Annotated in this window: 21 protein-coding genes, 1 tRNA gene and 1 riboswitch; of the genes, 17 read left to right on the plus strand and 5 right to left on the minus strand. The window is 41.8% G+C overall.

Annotated elements, in window-relative coordinates; all coding sequences use genetic code 11:
- Positions 1-39: 39 nt before the first annotated feature.
- Both BN3456_RS10680 and BN3456_RS10685 read right to left on the minus strand, forming a co-directional pair.
- Positions 40-1,788 (minus strand): ABC transporter ATP-binding protein, encoded by a 1,749-nt coding sequence (locus BN3456_RS10680; RefSeq protein WP_089984123.1) that lies wholly within the window; start codon positions 1,786-1,788, stop codon positions 40-42.
- On the minus strand, positions 1,785-3,515 hold the full coding sequence (locus tag BN3456_RS10685; RefSeq protein WP_089984124.1) for an ABC transporter ATP-binding protein: 1,731 nt from the start codon (positions 3,513-3,515) through the stop codon (positions 1,785-1,787). Before BN3456_RS10685 ends, BN3456_RS10680 begins: the two co-directional genes overlap by 4 nt.
- 190 nt (positions 3,516-3,705) lie before the next feature.
- Between BN3456_RS10685 and BN3456_RS10690 the strand changes: the two genes are divergently transcribed.
- From BN3456_RS10690 to BN3456_RS10705, 4 genes are read left to right on the plus strand one after another with little or no spacing between them, the layout of a single operon-like run.
- Positions 3,706-5,169, plus strand: a complete 1,464-nt coding sequence (locus BN3456_RS10690) for a PAS domain-containing protein (protein ID WP_089984125.1) — start codon at positions 3,706-3,708, stop codon at positions 5,167-5,169.
- A gap of 1 nt (position 5,170) precedes the next feature.
- On the plus strand, positions 5,171-5,383 hold the full coding sequence (locus BN3456_RS10695) for a DUF1858 domain-containing protein (RefSeq protein ID WP_089984126.1): 213 nt from the start codon (positions 5,171-5,173) through the stop codon (positions 5,381-5,383).
- The gene (locus tag BN3456_RS10700) at positions 5,380-5,994 is read left to right on the plus strand and encodes a hypothetical protein (RefSeq protein WP_089984127.1); all 615 of its coding nucleotides are present in this window, start codon (positions 5,380-5,382) and stop codon (positions 5,992-5,994) included. The genes BN3456_RS10695 and BN3456_RS10700 overlap by 4 nt, the downstream gene beginning before the upstream one ends.
- Complete coding sequence (locus BN3456_RS10705) at positions 5,991-6,548, plus strand: hemerythrin domain-containing protein (protein ID WP_176699172.1); 558 nt, start codon at positions 5,991-5,993, stop codon at positions 6,546-6,548. The genes BN3456_RS10700 and BN3456_RS10705 overlap by 4 nt, the downstream gene beginning before the upstream one ends.
- Positions 6,549-6,629: 81 nt before the next feature.
- On the opposite strand, the gene BN3456_RS10710 is transcribed toward BN3456_RS10705, so the two are convergent.
- Positions 6,630-8,060 carry an NCS2 family permease gene (locus BN3456_RS10710; RefSeq protein WP_089984129.1) on the minus strand — a complete coding sequence of 477 codons (1,431 nt, stop codon included), beginning with the start codon at positions 8,058-8,060 and terminating at the stop codon, positions 6,630-6,632.
- Positions 8,061-8,212: 152 nt separating this feature from the next.
- A riboswitch (purine riboswitch) is annotated at positions 8,213-8,308 on the minus strand.
- A gap of 246 nt (positions 8,309-8,554) precedes the next feature.
- Here BN3456_RS10710 and BN3456_RS10715 point away from each other — a divergent pair.
- Entirely contained in the window at positions 8,555-9,475 is a 921-nt protein-coding gene (locus tag BN3456_RS10715) for an aldo/keto reductase (RefSeq protein WP_089984130.1), read from the plus strand.
- A 62-nt stretch (positions 9,476-9,537) separates the two neighbouring features.
- The gene (locus BN3456_RS10720; protein ID WP_089984131.1) at positions 9,538-9,921 is read left to right on the plus strand and encodes a hypothetical protein; all 384 of its coding nucleotides are present in this window, start codon (positions 9,538-9,540) and stop codon (positions 9,919-9,921) included.
- A 128-nt stretch (positions 9,922-10,049) separates the two neighbouring features.
- On the opposite strand, the gene BN3456_RS10725 is transcribed toward BN3456_RS10720, so the two are convergent.
- Entirely contained in the window at positions 10,050-10,751 is a 702-nt protein-coding gene (locus BN3456_RS10725) for a 4Fe-4S dicluster domain-containing protein (protein ID WP_089984132.1), read from the minus strand.
- Positions 10,752-10,847: 96 nt separating this feature from the next.
- Here BN3456_RS10725 and BN3456_RS10730 point away from each other — a divergent pair, with 96 nt between their 5' ends.
- Positions 10,848-11,540, plus strand: a complete 693-nt coding sequence (locus tag BN3456_RS10730) for a Crp/Fnr family transcriptional regulator (protein ID WP_089984133.1) — start codon at positions 10,848-10,850, stop codon at positions 11,538-11,540.
- Positions 11,541-11,568: 28 nt separating this feature from the next.
- On the opposite strand, the gene BN3456_RS10735 is transcribed toward BN3456_RS10730, so the two are convergent.
- A complete protein-coding gene (locus tag BN3456_RS10735) occupies positions 11,569-11,811 on the minus strand; it encodes a hypothetical protein (protein WP_089984134.1) in 243 nt (80 codons plus the stop codon).
- A 157-nt stretch (positions 11,812-11,968) separates the two neighbouring features.
- Between BN3456_RS10735 and BN3456_RS10740 the strand changes: the two genes are divergently transcribed.
- The 10 genes from BN3456_RS10740 to BN3456_RS10785 all read left to right on the plus strand — a co-directional run bounded on the left by BN3456_RS10740 (position 11,969) and on the right by BN3456_RS10785 (position 20,526).
- Positions 11,969-12,039: transfer RNA gene (locus BN3456_RS10740), tRNA-Gly, on the plus strand.
- 232 nt (positions 12,040-12,271) lie between these two features.
- On the plus strand, positions 12,272-12,895 hold the full coding sequence (locus BN3456_RS10745) for a YesL family protein (RefSeq protein WP_089984135.1): 624 nt from the start codon (positions 12,272-12,274) through the stop codon (positions 12,893-12,895).
- Positions 12,896-12,949: 54 nt separating this feature from the next.
- A complete protein-coding gene (locus BN3456_RS10750; protein WP_089984136.1) occupies positions 12,950-13,528 on the plus strand; it encodes a xanthine phosphoribosyltransferase in 579 nt (192 codons plus the stop codon).
- Positions 13,529-13,568: 40 nt separating this feature from the next.
- Positions 13,569-14,273: a 3'-5' exonuclease gene (locus BN3456_RS10755; RefSeq protein ID WP_089984137.1), complete on the plus strand. Its 705-nt coding sequence runs from the start codon at positions 13,569-13,571 to the stop codon at positions 14,271-14,273.
- An 80-nt stretch (positions 14,274-14,353) separates the two neighbouring features.
- A complete protein-coding gene (locus tag BN3456_RS10760; RefSeq protein ID WP_089984138.1) occupies positions 14,354-14,863 on the plus strand; it encodes a DedA family protein in 510 nt (169 codons plus the stop codon).
- A 15-nt stretch (positions 14,864-14,878) separates the two neighbouring features.
- A complete protein-coding gene (locus BN3456_RS10765; RefSeq protein WP_089984139.1) occupies positions 14,879-16,189 on the plus strand; it encodes a glycosyltransferase in 1,311 nt (436 codons plus the stop codon).
- Entirely contained in the window at positions 16,122-16,721 is a 600-nt protein-coding gene (locus tag BN3456_RS10770) for a DUF374 domain-containing protein (protein WP_242862861.1), read from the plus strand. The genes BN3456_RS10765 and BN3456_RS10770 overlap by 68 nt, the downstream gene beginning before the upstream one ends.
- Before the next feature lie 37 nt (positions 16,722-16,758).
- Positions 16,759-17,457, plus strand: coding sequence for a response regulator transcription factor (locus BN3456_RS10775; RefSeq protein ID WP_089984140.1), 699 nt, complete (start codon positions 16,759-16,761; stop codon positions 17,455-17,457).
- The gene (locus BN3456_RS10780; RefSeq protein WP_089984141.1) at positions 17,429-19,525 is read left to right on the plus strand and encodes a sensor histidine kinase; all 2,097 of its coding nucleotides are present in this window, start codon (positions 17,429-17,431) and stop codon (positions 19,523-19,525) included. The genes BN3456_RS10775 and BN3456_RS10780 overlap by 29 nt, the downstream gene beginning before the upstream one ends.
- Positions 19,526-19,611: 86 nt before the next feature.
- Positions 19,612-20,526 (plus strand): type II CAAX endopeptidase family protein, encoded by a 915-nt coding sequence (locus BN3456_RS10785; protein WP_089984142.1) that lies wholly within the window; start codon positions 19,612-19,614, stop codon positions 20,524-20,526.
- Positions 20,527-20,548 lie beyond the last annotated feature (22 nt).

Consider the following 20,548-nt stretch of genomic DNA (forward strand, 5'->3'; position numbering starts at 1 on the left):
TTATTATATGCAGGAACCGCTTAGTACGATAGAAAAAGATTAGTTGGCAAACTGAGCATAATATAGCTGCTCGTAATAGCCTTTCTTTTCCAGTAATTCTTCATGAGTTCCCTGCTCTACAATATTGCCGTCATGCATTACCAGTATCAAATCTGCATTTTTGATAGTTGACAATCTGTGTGCTATTACGAAGGATGTGCGGCCCTTCATAATCTTCTGCATTGCATCCTGCAGCATATGCTCCAGTCTGGTGTCCACAGAACTGGTGGCCTCATCCAGAATCAAGATAGAGGGATTACAAAGTACGGCTCGGGCTATAGTGAGAAGCTGCTTTTCCCCCTGTGAAACATTGTTTGCTTCTTCATTTAGTATCATATTATAGCCATCCGGCAGGGTCCGGATGAAGTGGTCTACGTTTGCAATTCTCGCGGCGTTCATGATTTCTTCTTCCGTCGCTTCATCTTTCCCATAAGAAATATTTTCTAATATTGAACCCTTAAAAAGCCAGGTATCCTGCAGTACCATGCCAAATTGTGACCGAAGCTCTTCTTTCTTCATATGGCGGATATCCATGCCGTCTATTTTAATACAGCCAGCTGTGACATCGTAAAAGCGCATCAGCAGATTGATGAGTGTTGTCTTACCAACTCCGGTAGGTCCCACAATGGCTACCATCTGTCCACTCTTTACATTTGCATTTACACCCTGTAGCAGCGGCCTTTCCGGGTTGTAGGAAAAATAAACATTTTCAAAATCTACATTGCCTTTTGCTGACCACTCTAAAGCACTGTAATCTGCGTCATCGGTTTCTTCCTCCTCATCCAAAAAATCAAATACTCTGTGGACGGCGGCTACAGAGGCCTGAATGGCACCTGAAAGCTGTGTAATCTGGGAAAGGGGCTGATTCACCTGCCAGATATAGCGGATAAAAGATTGAAGCTGCCCGACAGCTATGACTCCTGACATGGCATAAAGTGCACCCATAATTGCTACGAAACCGATACCTATATAGGTGATAAAGGATACTAAAGGTGACATGAGACCGCTGATGAAATGGGCTCTAAATCCATTTTCACACAGGTTCTCGTTTGCTTCTTTAAATTCTTGAAAGGCATCCTCCTGTTTCCCAAAAAGCTTAATCTCGTTAAAGCCAGTGTATTTTTCCTGGACGATTCCATTTAGTTGTCCCAGTGCATTCTGTTGTTTCTGAAAGAGAGGCTGGGACCTGCCTATAATAATTTTGGAAACAACTGCAGAGAATACAATAATCAAAACAGCAATCAGCGCCATTTTCCATTGAATATGGAACATCATAAACATAGCAAGGCTTAGGCCCAAAATAGCATTTAGTATTTGGGAAAAGCTTTGCTGCAGAGCATTTGAAATTGTATCCACATCATTTGTAATTCTACTTAAGGTATCTCCCAGGGGCCGGGTGTCAAAAAAGGCAATGGGCAGCCGTCTTATTTTCCCTTCTACTTCATTTCTCAGGTCCATCATTGTACTCTGAATGGCATCTGTCAGGAGAAACTGATAACAGAGGTTACAGAAAGCTTCTGTAAAGTAAACAACAATCAGGCCTGCTATAATCTTTCCAATCCTGCTAAAATTGACCCCATGTCCTGCCGTGACATCGGAAAAAAGCTGAGATGTAATCATTCCCTCCAGGTACGGACTGGTTACCATTAAAATGGCAGCTGTGATAATCAGTAAAATAGCAATAATGACTTTCAAACCATGTTTTTTTATATAAGGAATCAGCCGTGTAAGGCCTGTTTTCTTTTTCATGCTCCCAATTCCTCCTTTGATAACTGACTCTCGGCAATTTCACGATAAATAGAGCAGTCCTTTAACAGCTCTCGGTGAGTACCTGTACCTACCATCATACCTTCGTTCAGCACAATGATTTTGGTGGCATCCATAATAGAAGATACACGCTGGGCCACAATCAGAGTAATCGATTCTGCTGTTACCGATTTCATTTTTTTGCGGAGTTTCGCGTCGGTTCTAAAGTCCAGAGCGGAGAAGGAATCGTCAAAAATGTAGATTTCAGGTCTTCTTACAATAGCCCTGGCTATGCTCAGGCGCTGCCGCTGTCCGCCGGACATATTGGCGCCGCTCTCTTCAATCATTTCTTCAAACTGTCCTGGCTTTTCCGTGATAAAATCGTATGCTTCTGCTATTTTGGCAGCCTGTTCTACTTCCTCCCGGTCAGCGTCCTGCTTTCCATAGCAGATATTTTCTTGAATACTTCCGCTGAAAAGCAGTGCTTTCTGGGGAATAAGTCCGATTTTACGGCGGAGGGCGGCAAGGTCATATTTACGTACATCGACGCCGTCAATTCTTATACTTCCTGAACTGATGTCATAAAAACGGGGGATTAGGTTTATCAGTGTGCTCTTGCCGCTTCCGGTACTGCCGATGAAGGCAATGGTGTCCCCTTTACCGGCTTCGAAAGAGATATCATGCAGTACAGGAGCCTCCCCATCCGGGTATAGGAAGCATACATGTTCAAACACAAGAGAAGTACTGCCGTCCCCTTCGCTTACAGGATTCTTTGGGTTACTGATGATAGGATCTTCGTCGAGCAGCTCCTGGATCCGGGCTGCACTGATGTCTGCTTTCGGGTACATAATAAAAACCATAGAAAATATCAGCATGGAGAACATGGCATGGAACATATATTCCTGGAATGCCACAAGTTTTCCGACCTGAAGTGTTCCCATATCAATCATGTGGCTTGATATGATAAATACGATAGCTACTCCGATGTTTAACAGCAGAAAAAAAGCAGGGTAGGTAATAGAAACAAGCTTGAACATGTTCTTCGCGTTTTTTGCATAATCTTCATTGGCATCAGAAAAACGCCGGGTTTCATAAGAATCCTTGCAGAATGCACGGATTACACGCACTCCGGTCAGGTTCTCCCTGGAAATTCTGTTTAATTTATCCATTCCCTTTTGCTGTCTGGCACTGATGGGTTTGCTATTTTTTGCGATCAGATAAATTCCAAAGCAGAGTATAGGAATACAGCCGCCGATTACCATAGAAAGCGAAAAACTGGTTCGGATGACCATAAGCATGCTCACAAAAATCATAATCGGTGTTAAAAGTGCTGTACGAAGCAGAACATTAATAAACTGCATCAGAACAAAAGCATCGTTGGTGGTTCTTGTAATCATACTGGAAACTCCAAACTTATTATATTCTGTATGGGAATATTCCTGGGATTTCCTGAAAATATCATTGCGGATATCTCTTACAATATAAGTACTTACTCTAGCGCTGCCATAGGCGAGGACAATATTGCCAATCCCGCCCAAAATAGCCACAGCCAGAAGTACAAGGCCCATTCTGTAAATATAGCCTCTGTCATTTAAAATAATACCATTGTCAATCATCTCAGATACCACGGTGGGGATTCCAAGCTCAGCAGCGGCAAAACCAAAGACCGCCAGAATGTTAAAAAATACGTAGCGTTTGTACCGCTTTAAATAATGCAGCATCAATTTCATAATAAAATCTCCTTATAAATAAATCCAAACTCTAATTATGATAACACGGAACGAAAAGAAAAGGAAATCCTAAAATGAAGAAAAAATATATAGCTGCCACGTTGTAAATACAACATACAAATGAAATGTCGGAATGTAGAATCTATTTAGATAAAGGAGTTAATAATAGTATCTTAGGAGGTGATTATATATGTCAGATGTGGAGAACACCAAAATCTTAAGACTGGCAGATATTTTAGAATCCTTTGTGACGGGGCAGACACAGTTAGAAGAAGCACAGGAAGCGGTACAAAGTGAATTCGATGAAGTATCTGTAGACGAAGTGGCGTTGGCGGAGCAGGAGCTGACGAAACGAAATATTAAAGATGATGTAGTATATAACAGCATAGAATTTTTTTTAGAAATCTTTCAAAATGTTCTTCAGGCTACTGATTTGGAGGTGGAGGACTGGCATCCTGTCTGCACGTATCAGCGTGAAAATGAAGCCGTAAAACAGCTTCTGAAAAAGGGCGATACACTTTCCAGGGAGAAATTTATCCCGAATCAGTGGGCAGAGCTTATGGAAGCATTAAACCAGTATGAAATGCATCTGTCACGTAAGCAGAATCAATTGTATCCTGCATTTGAAAAGCAAGGCTTTGACCGGCCAGGCAAAATCATGTGGACACTGGATGATAAGGTGTCTGCAGCCCTTCGCAGAACTGCAGGAGCACTGGAAGATAAAAAAGAAGCACTCTTTTTTAAGAACTATGATGAACTTGTACAACTGCTGCAGGATTTGATGGAAAAAGAGGACATTGTGTTATTTCCCACGGCTCTGGAGATGATTTCCCAGGATGAATTCCTGCTTATGCGGGAAGGGGATGATGAAATCGGTTATTGTCTGATTGATACACCACCGCGCAGTCCCGTTTCAAATCAATTGGATAAATTGGACAGACAAATGGAAAAGGAAGTGGGAGAATTGGATGTCAGGCAGGGTAAGCTGACGCTGCAGCAGATTAATCTGATCTTCCGGCATTTGCCTGTAGACTTATCTTATGTGGATGAAAATGAATTGGTGCGGTTCTACAGCGACACAAAACATCGTATATTCCCAAGGAGTCCCGGTGTAATCGGGCGGAACGTGAAGAACTGTCATCCGAGGGAAAGTGTTCACACTGTAGAGCAAATTATAGAAGAGTTTCGAGCCGGGCGGCAGGACGAGGCAGAGTTCTGGATGGAAAAGGGAGGTAAGTTTGTCTATATTCTTTACACTGCAGTGAGGGATGATAATGGAAAGTTTTGCGGTGTTCTGGAAATGATGCAGGACGCAACCCATATCAGAAGTCTGGAAGGTAACCAGAGATTATTAACCTGGCAAAAGGGTAATGAATCTACTAAGAAGGCAGCAAATAAAGAGACAGTAGCTTCTGTACCTAATCCGTATGGATTTGCACCCGATACTGTAATAGGTGAGGTTATTAAGAAATACCCTGGGCTTCGTTCTTATTTACCGGAGATTTCACCAAAGTATAAAAAGTTGCTAAATCCCATAGCATTTAAGGCGATGTCCAACATTGCAACATTAGAAATGATAGCACAGCGGGGAGAAATTTCCGTAAATGATTTGATTGGAAAGTTAACGCAATTTATCACAGAGAGGAGAGCATAACATGAGTGAAAACAAGATTACAAAGGACATGTTGATTGGAGAAATTCTAAGGCTAAATGGCGAGCTGGCGCCAATACTGATGGAGATGGGGATGCATTGCCTTGGCTGCCCGGCTTCTCAGATGGAATCCCTGGAAGACGCCTGCATGGTGCACGGGGTAAGTGCGGACGAGATGGCTGCCAAATTAAATGCTAGTCTGGAGGGGGAAATATGAGTAAGATTTTAGGGCCCGTTCATACTAAAATGTACGAACGGATACTGCATCAGGAAAAAATGATAAAGGCAATTATAAACTTAGCAGTTCAAAATGGCTGGTCCGCCGATCTGCAGAACAAGATAAACCAAGAAGCTCCGGAAGCTTTGAATGAGCCTCTTGAAAATATCATTGACCAGAGTAACATCCACGGCTGGCTGGGACAGGCAGTGGAGGCCAGTGAAAAGCGTTTCGCGAGAGCTGTATATGAAACTTTAAGAGAAGATGCTCAGCGAGTTGATGAACTCAAAAAAGCGATGAAGAAGCTGGGATGGGAATATATTCTGCCTGAGGGACTGAATGCAAAAGAGACTTACCAGGCTATATGCGATATTCTTCTGGATGGCATGCCCTGCGATTTCCCGTTTGATGTCACAGAACAAAGTGCGGACGTTGTTAAATGGAGAATAAGAAATTGCCCCCATGAAAAGTACTGGAAATATCCGGATTTCGGAGTAGATGTTTATTATAGTTTGAGAGATTCATGGATAGAAGGGGTACTCGAAAACTATGGTATTGTTTACAGTCATACTGCAACCTCAGAGTACTGCCTGAGAAAGGAAGGAAAATGAATAATATAGAACTTCTTAAGAAAGAACACGAAAACATTCAGCGGATGTTGGATGTGGTTCATAAAGCATCATTAGATGTACTGCTAAACGATCAGATAGATGTAGATGATTTTAAAAAGACGGTAGCATTTATCCGCAGATATGCCGATAAGACCCATCACGGAAAAGAAGAAAAATATCTGTTCAAAGCTATGGTAGAAGATTTGGGCGGTCCGGCAGAAAAGGTAATACAGGGAGGGATGCTCATAGAGCATGACCTCGGACGCCTGTATGTTTCTGACTTGGATGAGGCACTTGACTCTTTCAAAGAAAACCCTTCTGATGAGAACAAATTAGCCATTTTGGTAGCGGCAGGCAGCTATGAGCATCTCCTGCGAAGACATATTCAAAAAGAAAATGATACGGTATTTACATTTGGTGAAAAGCACTTACCACAAAAATCAATGGAGTGGGTCGAAGAGCAAAGCCGGGCCTTCGAAGCAGATTCGGAAAATGCCGCTGAAAGGGAATATCAGCTCCAGGTGCTAAAGGAGCTGGAAGAAAAGTATTTATAAGCAGAGCCGGAAATCCATATAAACAGGTACTGGGTTTCCCGGCCCTCTTTTTAAAGATAAAAGGTATGAAAATATGCAGCCCTATCCAAGTGTCATAAATATGTATCTGATGACAAATACGATGGATATTATTAATGTTAATGCTTTCACTTCTCCCCTCTTTTGGGTAAATATCTTCATTAGGCAGAATGTAATAAGTCCAAGTGCAATACCATTTGCGATAGAGTAGGTAAATGGCATAAACACGATGGTGCAGAATGCAGGAAGCGCATTGGTCATGTCGCGGAAATCTACATCTTTTATATTGCTTAACATTAAAATTCCTACGAAGACAAGTGCCGGAGCTGTGGCTGCTCCCGGAACTATGCTTACTATGGGCGCGAAAATAATTGAGCCCAGGAATAATAACGCTGTCACAAAGCTGGTCATTCCGGTTTTTCCACCTTCTGCGATGCCTGCGCTGGATTCCACAACGGTGGTAACAGTAGATGTACCTACCATAGAACCTGCTGCTGTTGAAATCGCGTCTGACATTAAAGCTTGCTTCATACGGACAACTTCGCCGTTTTCATCTATCAGACCAGACTGCTTTGCAGCTCCTAACAAGGTTCCGATAGAGTCGAACATATTTACCAGTGAAAAACTAATAACCAGCATGACAACTGTGAACACTGTATCTATCATACTTTCACCCCGGAACAGGCCGGCAAAATCCATCTTCATGAAAGAGACCTCTGCAAAGTCAGAAAACTTTGCCCCGATGTCCAGGCTGAAGTTTGATAAATGAGTGACTCCCAAAGGAATTCCTACAATAGTTGATGCTACAATACCAATTAGGATGGAACCTTTCACTTTTTTTGCATGAAGTATTCCCATAATGATTAAACCAATCAATGCGACTAATGCCCCCATCATTGGAGCCAGATCTGCTTCTGGATTTCTCCACTGTGCAAAATCCACCATGCTGACAAGTGTTGCCGGGTTTCCTACAACCAGGCCAGAATTTTTAAGTCCGATAATCGTGATAAACAAACCAATTCCAGGTGTTATCGCCGTCTTTACCGCATCCGGAATCGAACGGATAATCGCCTCCCTCAAACCCACAGCAGTAATAACAATAAAGAATATTCCTGACAGGAATACGATGACAAGTGCCTGCCCATAAGTATATCCCATTCCCAGCACAACCGTGTATGCAAAGAATGCATTAAGTCCCATACCGGGTGCCTGAGCAAATGGAACCTTGGCATATATGGAACAAAGAATAGTCCCGATAAATGCGCCGATACATGTCCCGATGAATACACCATTAGATATCTTTCCTGCCATCGCGGCGTTTCCCATAATCACATATGGATCTGCCAAAACCTGAGGATTCAGGATTAATATATATGCGATGGTGATAAATGTAGTAAAACCCGCAAGTATTTCTGTACTCATGTTAGACTTGCTCTGTGTAATACCAAAAAAATTGTCAAAAATGCCTGTTTTGTTTTCTGTATCTGTATTCATTTTGAGCCTCCGTTATTTCATAATATGTTTCATTAACCATATTCTTATCCCACTCTTAACAACATGAATCTCTCTACCCTCCCTATTATTTTTTATTATAAAAAGCCAACTTTCCTGTTTTCAGGCAACAAAAAAGAGTTGCCTATAAAATTGTCATTAAGACAAATTTATGTAGTCAACTCTTGCGGCAGTTGGTAGAGACTCTGGGCCAATCCCCAGAATATACATAATGGAAAACAGTAATATTAAGTTTAACTTATTATACGATTTGAATAACCTTGCGCCTCATTGAGTTTGATTTTACATGTTTATGCCTATAAAATCAAGTTATTTGTTTAAAAAACTTGATATCTGATTAAAAAGTGCACAATAAAAGGGGATATTGACATCAAACACTTAAAATACGAATCAAAGCACTTGACGAAGCTCTTTTCGAAAGCATATAATAATGGAGACAAAATTCAGTATACTGCATATTGAGGAGGACACAAGAGATGAAAAGAATGCCATTGGGAACAAGCGGCCTTGAAGTGCCGGTAATTGCAGCAGGGTGTATGAGGATAAATGCTCTGGATGGGGAAAGTCTGGAAAGTTACATTAATAAATGCATGGAGCTGGGAATAAACTTTTTCGAACATGCTAATATATACGGAGACGGTAAATGTGAATCTCTTTTTGCCGGGGCATTTGCAAAAACAGAATTCAGACGCGAGGATATTATTCTGCAGTCCAAGTGTGGGATTGTCCCGGGAGTGATGTATGACTTTTCAAAGGAACATATTATAAAATCTGTAGAAGACAGTTTGAAAAGGCTGGACACTGATTATCTGGATGTTCTGGTTCTCCACCGTCCGGATGCCCTCATGGAGCCCGAGGAAGTGGCAGAGGCCTTTGACCTGTTGAATGCATCGGGGAAGGTGAGGAATTTCGGTGTATCTAATCACAAACCAATGCAGATAGAATTGCTGAAGAAGTATGTAAAACAGGACCTTGTTACTGACCAGCTGCAGTTTAGCATACCATTTTCCAATATGATAGCGAACGGGATGGAAGTCAACATGCTGACGGACGGCTCCGTGGACCATGACGGGAGTATTCTCGATTACTGCCGCTTGAAGAATATAACAATTCAGGCATGGTCTCCTTTCCAGTACGGTTTCTTTGAAGGAGTATTTATTGGAAGTGAAAAGTATCCGGAATTAAATCAGCAGTTAGAGGAGCTGGCAGAGCGTTATGGTGTGACACCTGTTGCAATTGTAACGTCCTGGATGCTGAGACATCCTGCACATGTACAGATGATAGCCGGAACAACAAATCTGAGCCGGCTGGAAGAAATAGCGAAGGGATCCAATATCAATCTAAGCAGGGAAGAGTGGTATAAGCTTTATTTAAGTGCAGGACATATATTGCCTTAACTGCTGCTATGCCGTTCACTTGTAACAGCTGCAACAAGGACAACTGTTTAGGGGATAACACAATGAAAGATTTTTTTATCGAAGAGAAGTTTAAAAAGGCTATTCATGCAATTGAAATTATTATTGCTGTTATATTAATGATTGGAATTGTTATTGGACTAATAGACCTGGTTAAATATTTTTTGGAAATTCTGGTGGCATCCCCGGACAAGTCATACGATCTTTTTCAGGCTTTTCTCGGGCATGCACTACTGTTGATTGTAGGGGCAGAGCTCATATCAATGATATTATATCATTCGAATAAGGCACTTCTGGAATTGATACTTTTTGTAATAGCCAGGAAGATGCTGATATATGCCACTTCAATGACAGATCTGGTGTTTGGGGCAGTGGCCATAGCAGTTGTTTTTGTTACTTTGAAGTTTCTGGTAAAAAACGATGAGTGACATCCAGACGACATGGAGGAGCCAAAGAACGAAACCATGACAGTTGGAAATGAAACAGAAAAAGGGCAGTAAAGCACTGCCCCCATTGCACTTAGGAATGTCCGTAAGATTAAGTCCAGACTTTTCTGTTATAGAATTTCTCCTTCTGTGGAGACGGTTACGACCTGCCATGGAATCATTTTGCCACTGTTCATAAGAGCAGTTTTGACTGCCTGCTCCAGTCCGCCGCAGCAGGGAACTTCCATTCGTATTATGGTGACATTTTTAATTGAATTCTGTCTGATAATCTCGGTCAGCTTTTCAGAATAATCAACGTCATCCAGTTTTGGGCATCCTATCAGTGTAATCTTTCCCTGCATAAAATCCTGATGGAAATTGGCATAGGCGTAGGCTGTGCAGTCTGCGGCGATAAGCAGCTGGGCATTCTCAAAGTAAGGTGCATTGACAGGGACAAGCTTTATCTGCACGGGCCACTGGCCAAGCTGAGATTCAGCCACATCGGATGTGGCTGGTACACTTTTTTGTACCGGAGTACGGTCTATCGCCTTTGCACGTGATCCGGGACAGACAAAGGGATGTGACTGTTCTTTCCTGGCTTTTTGATGCTGAAGAACAGCTTCTGCATCATATTCGGCAGCTTCCCGCTCTACAAAAGTAATGGCCCCTGTCGGACAGTTCGGAAGACAATCGCCCAATCCATCACAGTAATCATCTCTTAATAGTTTTGCTTTTCCGTTTACCATTCCAATAGCCCCTTCATGACATGCCTGTGCACATAGTCCGCAGCCGTTGCATTTTTCTTCATCTATTTCTATAATTTTTCTTATCACAATAAATACCTCCTTATTGATTTCCTTGATTTCATACTGGCATTGTACTATACTCAATAGAAAGAGGATGTTGTTATTACAACGAAACGGAGAAAAATGGATTATAAAATTATTATAGAGACTGAATTATTTGCAGGGGCATCACAGGAAGAAACTAAGGCCATGCTGAAATGCCTTAGTGCAGAGGAAAGAAGCTATCCCAAAGACCATACAATATACCACATGGGACAGACAGTACATCGGCTGGGATTGCTGATAGAGGGGGGAGTCAACATTGTCAGAACAGATGTGTGGGGAAATGAGAACATTATCGGACATATTTTGCCCGGAGATGTTTTTGCGGAAACATACGCCTGCAATCCTGAAGAACCAATGATGGCAGATGTGGTGACGACTATGGAATCCAAAGTTATGTTTCTGGATATGGGAAAGGTAATACGAACCTGCAATTCCACTTGCGGTTACCACGAGAGACTTATCCGCAACCTGCTTATCACAATGTCTGTGAAAAATCTAAATTTGTCACGGAAAATAAATCATATCACACCAAAAACAATTCGCGAGAGATTGTTGTCCTATCTGTCCTGGGAAGCTGTGAGGCAGGGAAAGATGCACATAGATATTCCCTTTAGCCGCCAGCAGCTTGCGGACTATCTCGCTGTGGACAGAAGTGCGCTTTCCAGCGAGCTTTCAAAAATGCAAAAAGAGGGACTCCTCAGTTATAAGAAGAATCATTTCATTTTAAAGGAAGCGAAGACAGATGGAATATATCTGAACCTGGAGAACTAGCGGACTATCTGCGGGCTGGACCGGCTGTTTACTGGTCAAGTTGCTGCAGCATCTTCATCATTTCGATGTCGTCTTCTTTTAATTTGATATTTGAACTGTAGCATTTTCCCTCCGGGGTTGTAACAGTGATTTCAACAATAGTACCTTCCATCAGGGCATTATCTGCGACTGCCTTTATAAATGGAGGAAATTTAGGATGATTATTGGTGAAGCGCTCTCTGGCACTTTTAAACTTCTGAAGTATGGCAAGCTGGTTAAAATTAAAATTCATTTTCAAGTCTCCCTATAATAAAGTTTTAGTCTTCTTTAAATATAAGGTATTTCTATGAAAATGACAAGTCAAGAGTAACCGTCGGAATGAAAAAAATAATTTGGGTATTGAAAACCTGCTCCGTCTGTGTTAAAATATTTCTCGTGTCAAAGATAACGCGGGTGTAGTTCAATGGTAGAACACCAGCCTTCCAAGCTGGATACGTGGGTTCGATTCCCATCACCCGCTTTTGCAGAAAAGTGCTATGTGCCAATTTATAGGGCCGCAGCACTTTTTCTTTACCATACTATTTATTTGAAGTAACAGTTCAGCCATGCGAATTTTGACGGCATAAGCAAGAGAAAGCTCCCTATCTGAATTTTAAAAGTGTGTTGAGAACTTGTCTTTTTTAAAGTATAATAGTAATTATTCAGAACCAAGCTTGAGCAGTTACAAATAACACAGGAAAAGAGAGAATATTATGAACTGGACAGATAACGTAGTAATGCGGGCTTTAAGCAGGCTATGCGACTTTATACTACTGAATGTTTTATGGGTGATATGTTCCATTCCGCTTTTTACAATTGGGGCTTCAACCACTGCATTGTACACAGTGATGCTGAAGGTAGTGAAAAATGAAGAGGGATATATTGTAAAGGGATTTTTCAGAGCATTTAAGGATAATTTCAAAGATGGCACTATAATATGGCTGATTATGGGTGGTATAGGAGCTGTGCTTGGAGTCGATATTCGGCTGGTTTCCGGTATGGAGCCCCCGATACGCACAGTATTTCAGGGAATCTTTACCATATTGGGGTTTATCTGGCTATGTGTAGTGATATATGTATTTCCGCTGACGGCACGTTATGAGAATACCATTAAGAACACTTTAAAAAATGCGCTGCTGCTATCCGTGGCAAAGCTGCCCTACACGATACTTATGGTTGTGGTCACGGCAGGTCCGGTTATACTTACGCTGTTGAATACAAGAACACTGATGATCGGTATAATGCTGTGGTTCGTGGCAGGTGTGTCGCTGGTAGTCTGGGTGAATTCATTTATGCTGCATAAAGTTTTTGAAATATTTCATACAAACGGAAATTAAGAGAAAAAGAGACTCAAAAGGGTCAGACCCCTTTTTGAAAATGGAGGAACTGTGATGAATGTTTTAGAAGAACGGATCTTAAAGGATGGGATTGTTAAGGAAGGCAATGTGTTAAAGGTTGACAGCTTCCTGAATCATCAGATGGATATTCATTTATTTGATGAAATGGGAAAGGAGTTTAAGAACCGTTTTGCGGACAAGCCGATTAATAAGATTCTGACAATTGAAGCATCCGGCATCGGTATTGCATGTATTGTGGCACAGCAATTTGATGTTCCGGTGGTCTTTGCCAAGAAGTCGCAGAGCATTAACCTGGAAGGGGAGATGTATGTGGCAGAGGTGGAGTCTTTTACTCATAAATGTAAGAACAATGTCATTGTAGCTCAAAAGTTTTTGTCACCGGAGGATCACGTTCTGATTATTGATGATTTTCTGGCAAACGGCTGTGCGCTTCAGGGATTGATACGTATTGTGCAGGCGGCGGGAGCTACGGTGGAAGGAATCGGTATTGCTATTGAAAAGGGCTTTCAATCCGGCGGACGTATCATACGGAATCTGGGATTTCAGCTGGAATCTCTGGCGATTATAGAAAAAATGAATGCCGAGACCGGGGATATTGTATTTCGTGATTAGTAGAGTGTCGTAAAAGATAGAGAGTAACAGGAGATAAGATATGCTGAAATCGTATGTTGCCTTTGATGTGGAAACAACCGGGCTTGATCCGGAACAGAATGAGATTATAGAAATAGGTGCGCTGAAGGTGCGTGATGGAATAGTGCAGGAGCGGTTTATGGAGTTTATCCGCCCCACGGAGTTTATACAGCCTGCCATTACGGAGCTGACAGGGATTACCAATCAGATGGTGGAGCAGGCGAGACGCAGGCAGGATGTTATACCTGATTTCCTGGATTTTTGTGAAGATGATATCTTGATCGGCCATAATGTTATTTTTGATTACAGCTTTATGAAAATGAGTGCCTTATCAGAAGGGATGGATTTCGAAAAGAACGGAATCGATACGTTAAAAATTGCCCAGAAGGTACACAAGGAAATGAAATCTAAAAGTCTGGGTTCTCTGTGCGAGTATTATCATATTGTGAACAGTGCAGCCCATAGGGCATATCACGATGCCCTTGCCACTGCAAAATTATATCAGACATTGGCTCATTTTTTTGAAGAGACTGATCCGAAGCTGTTTCAGCCTGCAGCACTTAATTATAAACAGAAGCCGGTAACACGTGCTACAGAAAAACAGATTGGATTTCTGAAAAAGCTTATGCGCAATAACGGGATGAAAATAACCTGGAATCCCGAGACAATTACAAGAAGCGAGGCATCAAAGCTGATTGATCAAATATTAAATGGTGCGAAATCTTAAGAAAGTTTTTAGATTCTTATAACGGCCTCCTTTAGAATTCTGTTTTAAAATAATACAGAATTCTAAAGGAGGCTGTTTCTATGAATGTCCAAACATTGACGCAATACTTTTTCCAATATGGTTGTTTTTTTATATATCTGATTGTTCTCCTGGAATATATGAATCTGCCTGGATTTCCGGCAGGGGTTATCATGCCTCTGGCGGGTATATGGGCGGCAAAAGGTGAGGTAAGCTTTCCAACGGTTATGCTGTTGTCTGTAGCAGCCGGACTTACAGGAAGCTGGCTTTTATATTTTCTCGGAAGGCTTGGCGGTTCAGGATTTATGCGCTTTTATTTCCGGAAGTTTCCGAAACACCGAACCGTCATAGAAAAAAAAGTAGAAATGCTTCGCGAAAAGGGTTGTATCGGAGTGTTTATAAGTAAACTGCTCCCAATGGTACGGACTCTTATATCGATACCGGCAGGAATGGTGCAAATGGATTTCGTGAAGTATACGGTGAGTTCAATTTTGGGAATCTTTTTGTGGAATCTGGTATTTATAGGTGCTGGATATTACTTTGGAGAAGCAGCAATTAGAATACTAGCATGAGGAGGCTTAAAGGAAATGAGAATTGCAATGTTGACGAATAACTATAGCCCTTTTGTGGGAGGAGTGCCAATATCGGTAGAAAGGCAGGCTAAGGAGCTGGCAAAGAGAGGACACAGTGTGACTGTATTTGCTCCGGAATATGGACAGAAAGAGGATGAAAAACAAACAACTTTACAGCTTGGAAAAAAGGACAGGAATTGTATAGATGTCATCCGCTATCAGACAGGTATGTATAAGCTTGAAAACGGAATGGTCTGTCCTAAAGTAATAATCAAGGAAATATTACAGACCTTTGAAAGAAAAATGTTTGATTGTATTCACGTACATCACCCTATGTTTGTGGGGCCTGTGGCTCTTTATCTTGGTAAAAAATACGACTTGCCGGTAATCTATACCTATCATACAAAATATGAGGATTATCTCCACTACCTGCGTCTGTTTCGTACCATGGAGAAAAATAAAGCTGTGGGAAGGAAAATCTTCAGACTGAGCAAGGAAAAGCTGATACCAAAATATATCACCTGGTTTACCAACCAATGTGATCTTGTACTGACCCCGACTGCAAGTATGCAAGAGATAATAAAAGAAAGAGGAACAAAGACAGCCACAGCTATACTTCCGACAGGGCTGGAAGATTCATTCTATATACAGGATCAAGAAGAAGCTAAGATGCTTAGAAAGGAATACCTTGGAGGAAAAACCCATCTGTTCTGTACTGTGTCCCGGCTGGAGAAAGAAAAAAATCCTGAATTTATTTTACGCGGATCCGCAAAGCTGAAGGAAAAAATTGGTGACACTTTCAGGTTATTATTCATCGGAGAAGGGAGTATGAGAAACAGACTGGAGCAGATGACGGAGGAACTGGGAATTTCGGAAGAAGTCCTTTTTTTAGGAAATATAGAAAACGAGAGGATAAAAAATTATATAAGTGCCTGCGAATTGTTTCTGTTTGCATCAAAATCCGAAACCCAGGGAATCGTTCTGGCTGAAGCGCTGGCTGCAGGCAGCCCGGTAGTTGCCGTACAGGCCACAGGGGTGGAGGATATTGTTGTCAGCGGACAAAATGGTTACATGACTAAGGAAGATACAGAGGAGTGGACTGAGAAAATTATAGAGGCTTTGAAGAAAGAAAACTATGGAAAATTGAAAGAACAGGCGCAATCGGATGCCGGCCGTTTTAAGGCCTCCAGACTGGCAGTGTATGAAGAGCAGCTTTATGAGCAGTGTATGAGAGCAAAAGGAGAAAGGAAGAGTGCATATGAAGATGAAGCAGGCTGGCCGGAACATTCTGGTGCGCTTATTTACAGGATATTTAAAGCTTCTTGAGAAGACGGTCGCAATACAGTGGGCCGAAGCTTCGATTTGCCGCGGCAGGCAGGTATTTGGCTTCTGGCACGAAGATAGTTTTTCTATGAATCTGGTGTTGAAAGAACTTTCAAAACAGACGAATCCCGTGGATGTGATTGTGACTGCTGACGGAAGAGGAAATTATATACAAAAGCTAATAGAGCACTGCGGAGGGCATGCAATCAGGGTATCCGACGGAGCTGCAGGATTTGGAGCACTGAAAAATGTTTTACAAAATGCGTATGAGAGTACCCGGTGTATAGCAGTTGCTCTGGACGGTCCCCTGGGTCCAAGGCATAAGCCGAAAAAACTGGCATTTTATCTGGCAAAGCAGGTACAGGAGGATTTTGTAGGAATTACAGTTTCTTACTCTTCAAAGCTTCGTCTCACCAGGAGATGGGATAAATATGTGATACCCTTGCCGTTTTCTACGATAACTGTAGCAGCGCACAATTATGGAGAGGTAGACAAAAGGCATATTCCTGAACTTCCTGTCAGTGTGATATACTGATAGAAGAAATTTAGATAGTATAATGCAGGAGGAAATTATGGAAACGAATCATATCTTACTTGTGGAAGATGACAAGGAAATTAGAGAAGGTGTTCAGATATATCTGCAAAGCCAGGGATATAAAGTGTTTCAGGCAGCAGACGGCATAGAAGGACTGGAAATTATAGATAAAGAAAATATTCATCTGGCTATTGTGGACATTATGATGCCTCGCATGGATGGGATCCAGATGACGATGAAACTGAGAGAAAAATACGATTTTCCTGTTATCATGTTATCTGCAAAATCCGAGGAGGTGGACAAAATTACAGGACTCAATCTGGGGGCAGATGATTATGTGACGAAGCCCTTTACCCCTATGGAGTTGATGGCAAGGGTGAATTCGCAGATACGGCGTTACAAAAGATTTATGGAGAAACTGGAGCCAAAAGAAAATGTGCATGTAATTGGTGGGCTGGAAATTAACGAGGACACGGTGGAAGTATCAGTGGATGGGAATCCCGTGAAAGTGACGCCTATCGAGTATAAGATTCTTCTGCTGCTTGCCAAAAACCCCGGGCATGTCTTTAGTGCAGAAGAAATTTATGAACGGGTCTGGCAGGAAAGGGCTATTAATACAGACACAATTATGGTACATGTGCGCAACATTCGGGAAAAAATTGAAGTGAACCCAAAAAATCCAAAATATTTGAAGGTGGTGTGGGGAGTTGGATATAAAATTGAAAAACAGTCGTAGGCGGATACTTGTATTTATTTTTGTACTGGTAATCACATGCTCGGTGGGAATGGTGGCGGCATATCCATCATTTTCCCGTGTGATGCAAAGCGGGGAAAATGATGCCATATATGAACAGTCTCTGACGGATATTTGCCGGGATCTGGAGATTGGAAACTATATTTTGTACAATGAAGTGACAGGAAAAATAGACAGAGCACTGCTGCAGGAACAATACGGAAACAGCCGCTTTGATTTGCTGCGCAAATATATGGATTATGAAGTGTTTGACTCAAGGGGAACTGCGCAGCTGGGTACGAGTAATAATTCTGTTTTGAAGAACTTAAAAGCAAAAGATACCTCCTATGCATTTCGAGTAGAATTTATATTTCAAAAGGACGGAGAAATCTCGAAAGTCCAGGTAACCGGGGGCAAGACAGATATGCAGCGGCAGTATCAAATGGAGCAGTATCTTCTGGATATGGAACCCTACCCATATCAGGGTATTGAGATACCATCCGGTGTACAGATAGTGTATGGAATGACTGAAGAAAAACTGAATGCTTATATAAAAGACAGCTACGATTCTGAATATCTTTCCATAAGGAGGCTGATGGAAAGTGAATTATACAGTACGGTTAGCATCGCGTTAGGATTGATTGTTGCTGTCACGGCCATCTTTCTGGCTATAAAGCGACGCGATATCTTTGAAGAAAAAAGGATATTTGCTGCTCCTTTTGAAATTGTTGTTACTGCACTGGGCATTTTGGCGGGCCTGGGAAACTTTGTTGCGGAGATGGTATTGATTACAATCAATGCAAGGCCAAATGCTCTGGGCGCTGTTGTTAATTTCGCTGCCAATACGGTGATGTGGTTTGTTGTATTTGGTATTGTATTCTGGGGATTCGTATGCCTTGGTGCCATGTTTACCATGAAAAAAGCATATTGGACTGAAAGAACATTGTGTGCTGGATTATTTCGCTGGCTGAATAAACGAAAGGCTAAATATGGGAGAGGAATAAAGAAGAAGGCCGGGGAAATCTGTAACCGAACTAAACATTTTTGCGGGAAACAGTATGATATGCTGCTCCATCTGGACTTTCAGGACAAAACAAACCGTACTATTTTAAAAATTGTTGTCTTAAATCTTGTTGTCCTACTGATTATCTGCAGTATGTGGTTTTACGGAATCGCAGCCCTTGTTATTTATTCGATAGTTCTGTTCTTCTTTTTTAAAAAGTATTTTAAAGATATTCAGTCTAAATACAAGCTGCTGCTTCAGGCCACAAATCGACTGGCAGAAGGCGATTTGGATTCCAGTTTCGAAGCAGATATAGGAGTCTTTAATCCTGTTCAGGAAGAATTAAAGAAAATTCAGACTGGTTTTAAAAAAGCAGTGGAAGAGGAAGTAAAAAGTGAGAGAATGAAGACAGAGTTAATTACCAATGTCTCACATGATCTGAAGACACCTCTGACTGCCATTATCACATATACGGATTTACTGAAAACTGAAAGTGACGAGGAAAAGAGAAAAGAATACATTCAGATTCTGGAACAGAAATCCCTGCGCTTAAAAGGACTGATAGAAGATTTGTTTGAAATCAGCAAGGCGGCAAGTAACAATGTGACGATGAATTTTATGTCAGTTGATATAGTAGATTTGCTAAAACAGGTAGGTTTGGAGTATGATAGTAAAATAAAAGAAACAAATCTGGATTTCCGCTGGTCGCTCCCGGATCATAAGATTATATTATGGCTGGACAGCCAGAAGACTTACCGTATCTTCGAGAACCTGATTGTGAATATCACAAAATATGCAATGCCTCATACAAGAGTATACGTAGAAATGAACGAACTGGATGACCAGGTACACATTTCCATGAAAAACGTATCCGCGGAGGAGCTGGACTTCAATTCAGAAGAAATAACCGACAGATTCGTCAGAGGAGATATATCAAGAAACACCGAAGGCTCCGGGCTGGGCCTCGCCATCGCCAAAAGCTTTGCAAAGCTGCAGCATGGAACCCTGAAAATATCAACGGATGCAGATTTGTACAAAGTGGAAATCACATTTCCGCGTAAGGGATAAGGGGGACAGTCCCTTTTGCGGGCCATTTTCAGAATTGTTTTACAATTCGTCTGGAAAATGAATGTATTTCCGGATGGGAGAGTCTGATGTATAAGGAGTACAAACAAATCAAATTATGGCAAGGGGTATTGGTCTTAGTTCTGGCGGCAGTTATTTTATTTATAATTGCGCCGGTGTTTCTGTCACCTCTGGGGATGTATGGTTCTTTGCTGGCAGAGTGGATGATGCTTGCAGTGACTCTGGGGCTTATTATGGCCTTTGGGCACCGGCCGGGGAAGCTGCTTCCATTAAAAAAACCAACAGGTGCCGGAATTTTCGGTACCCTGCTGATGTGGGCAGGCGCTTTTCTGGTAGAAATGACGATTATTTTAATTTTGAGTATTTTCTTTCCGGAGGACATTTCAGATGTGAATACAGGACTCAGCCAGGCCATGCTAAATATACCGTTTTTGGCAGCTTTTCTGATTATTGCAATTACCCCTGCGATCTGCGAGGAGGTGGTGTTTCGGGGAGTGTTCCTTAAAAGCCTGAATCCCCGGAAACATAAATGGGCAGCGATACTCATATGTGGGATTATATTTGGTATGTTCCATGGAGATGTCTTCAGGTTTGTTCCAACTGCCATTGGAGGCACTGTGATGGCATATATTTTGCTGGAAAGTGACAATATGTTTTATAATTTCTTTTTCCATTTTATCAATAATATATTGCCGCTTATTTTACTCTTTAGCATGAAGGACATGTATAAAGATATGGAAGTATGGAGCGGACAGGGATACCAGCCGTTGCCGGTGGTAAGCGCAGGAGTCTATATGATGATGTGCGCGGCTGCCCCTTCCTGTCTGTATATTGGGAACTATTTTCTGCACAGCAATACACTGGGGTATAGAGATACGCTCTTTCCAAGAGGAAAACAGGCCCCGGCTATTATATTGGTCGTTACTTCTTTCGCACTATTTTTTGCCGGGGCCGCTCTGACCTTATATGGCATATTTGCATAAAAGGGGGTCAGACCCTTTTGCA

The sequence above is a fragment of the Clostridium sp. C105KSO13 genome (genome assembly GCF_001517425.1).
In the GTDB taxonomy this organism is placed as follows: Bacteria; Bacillota; Clostridia; order Lachnospirales; family Lachnospiraceae; genus Muricomes.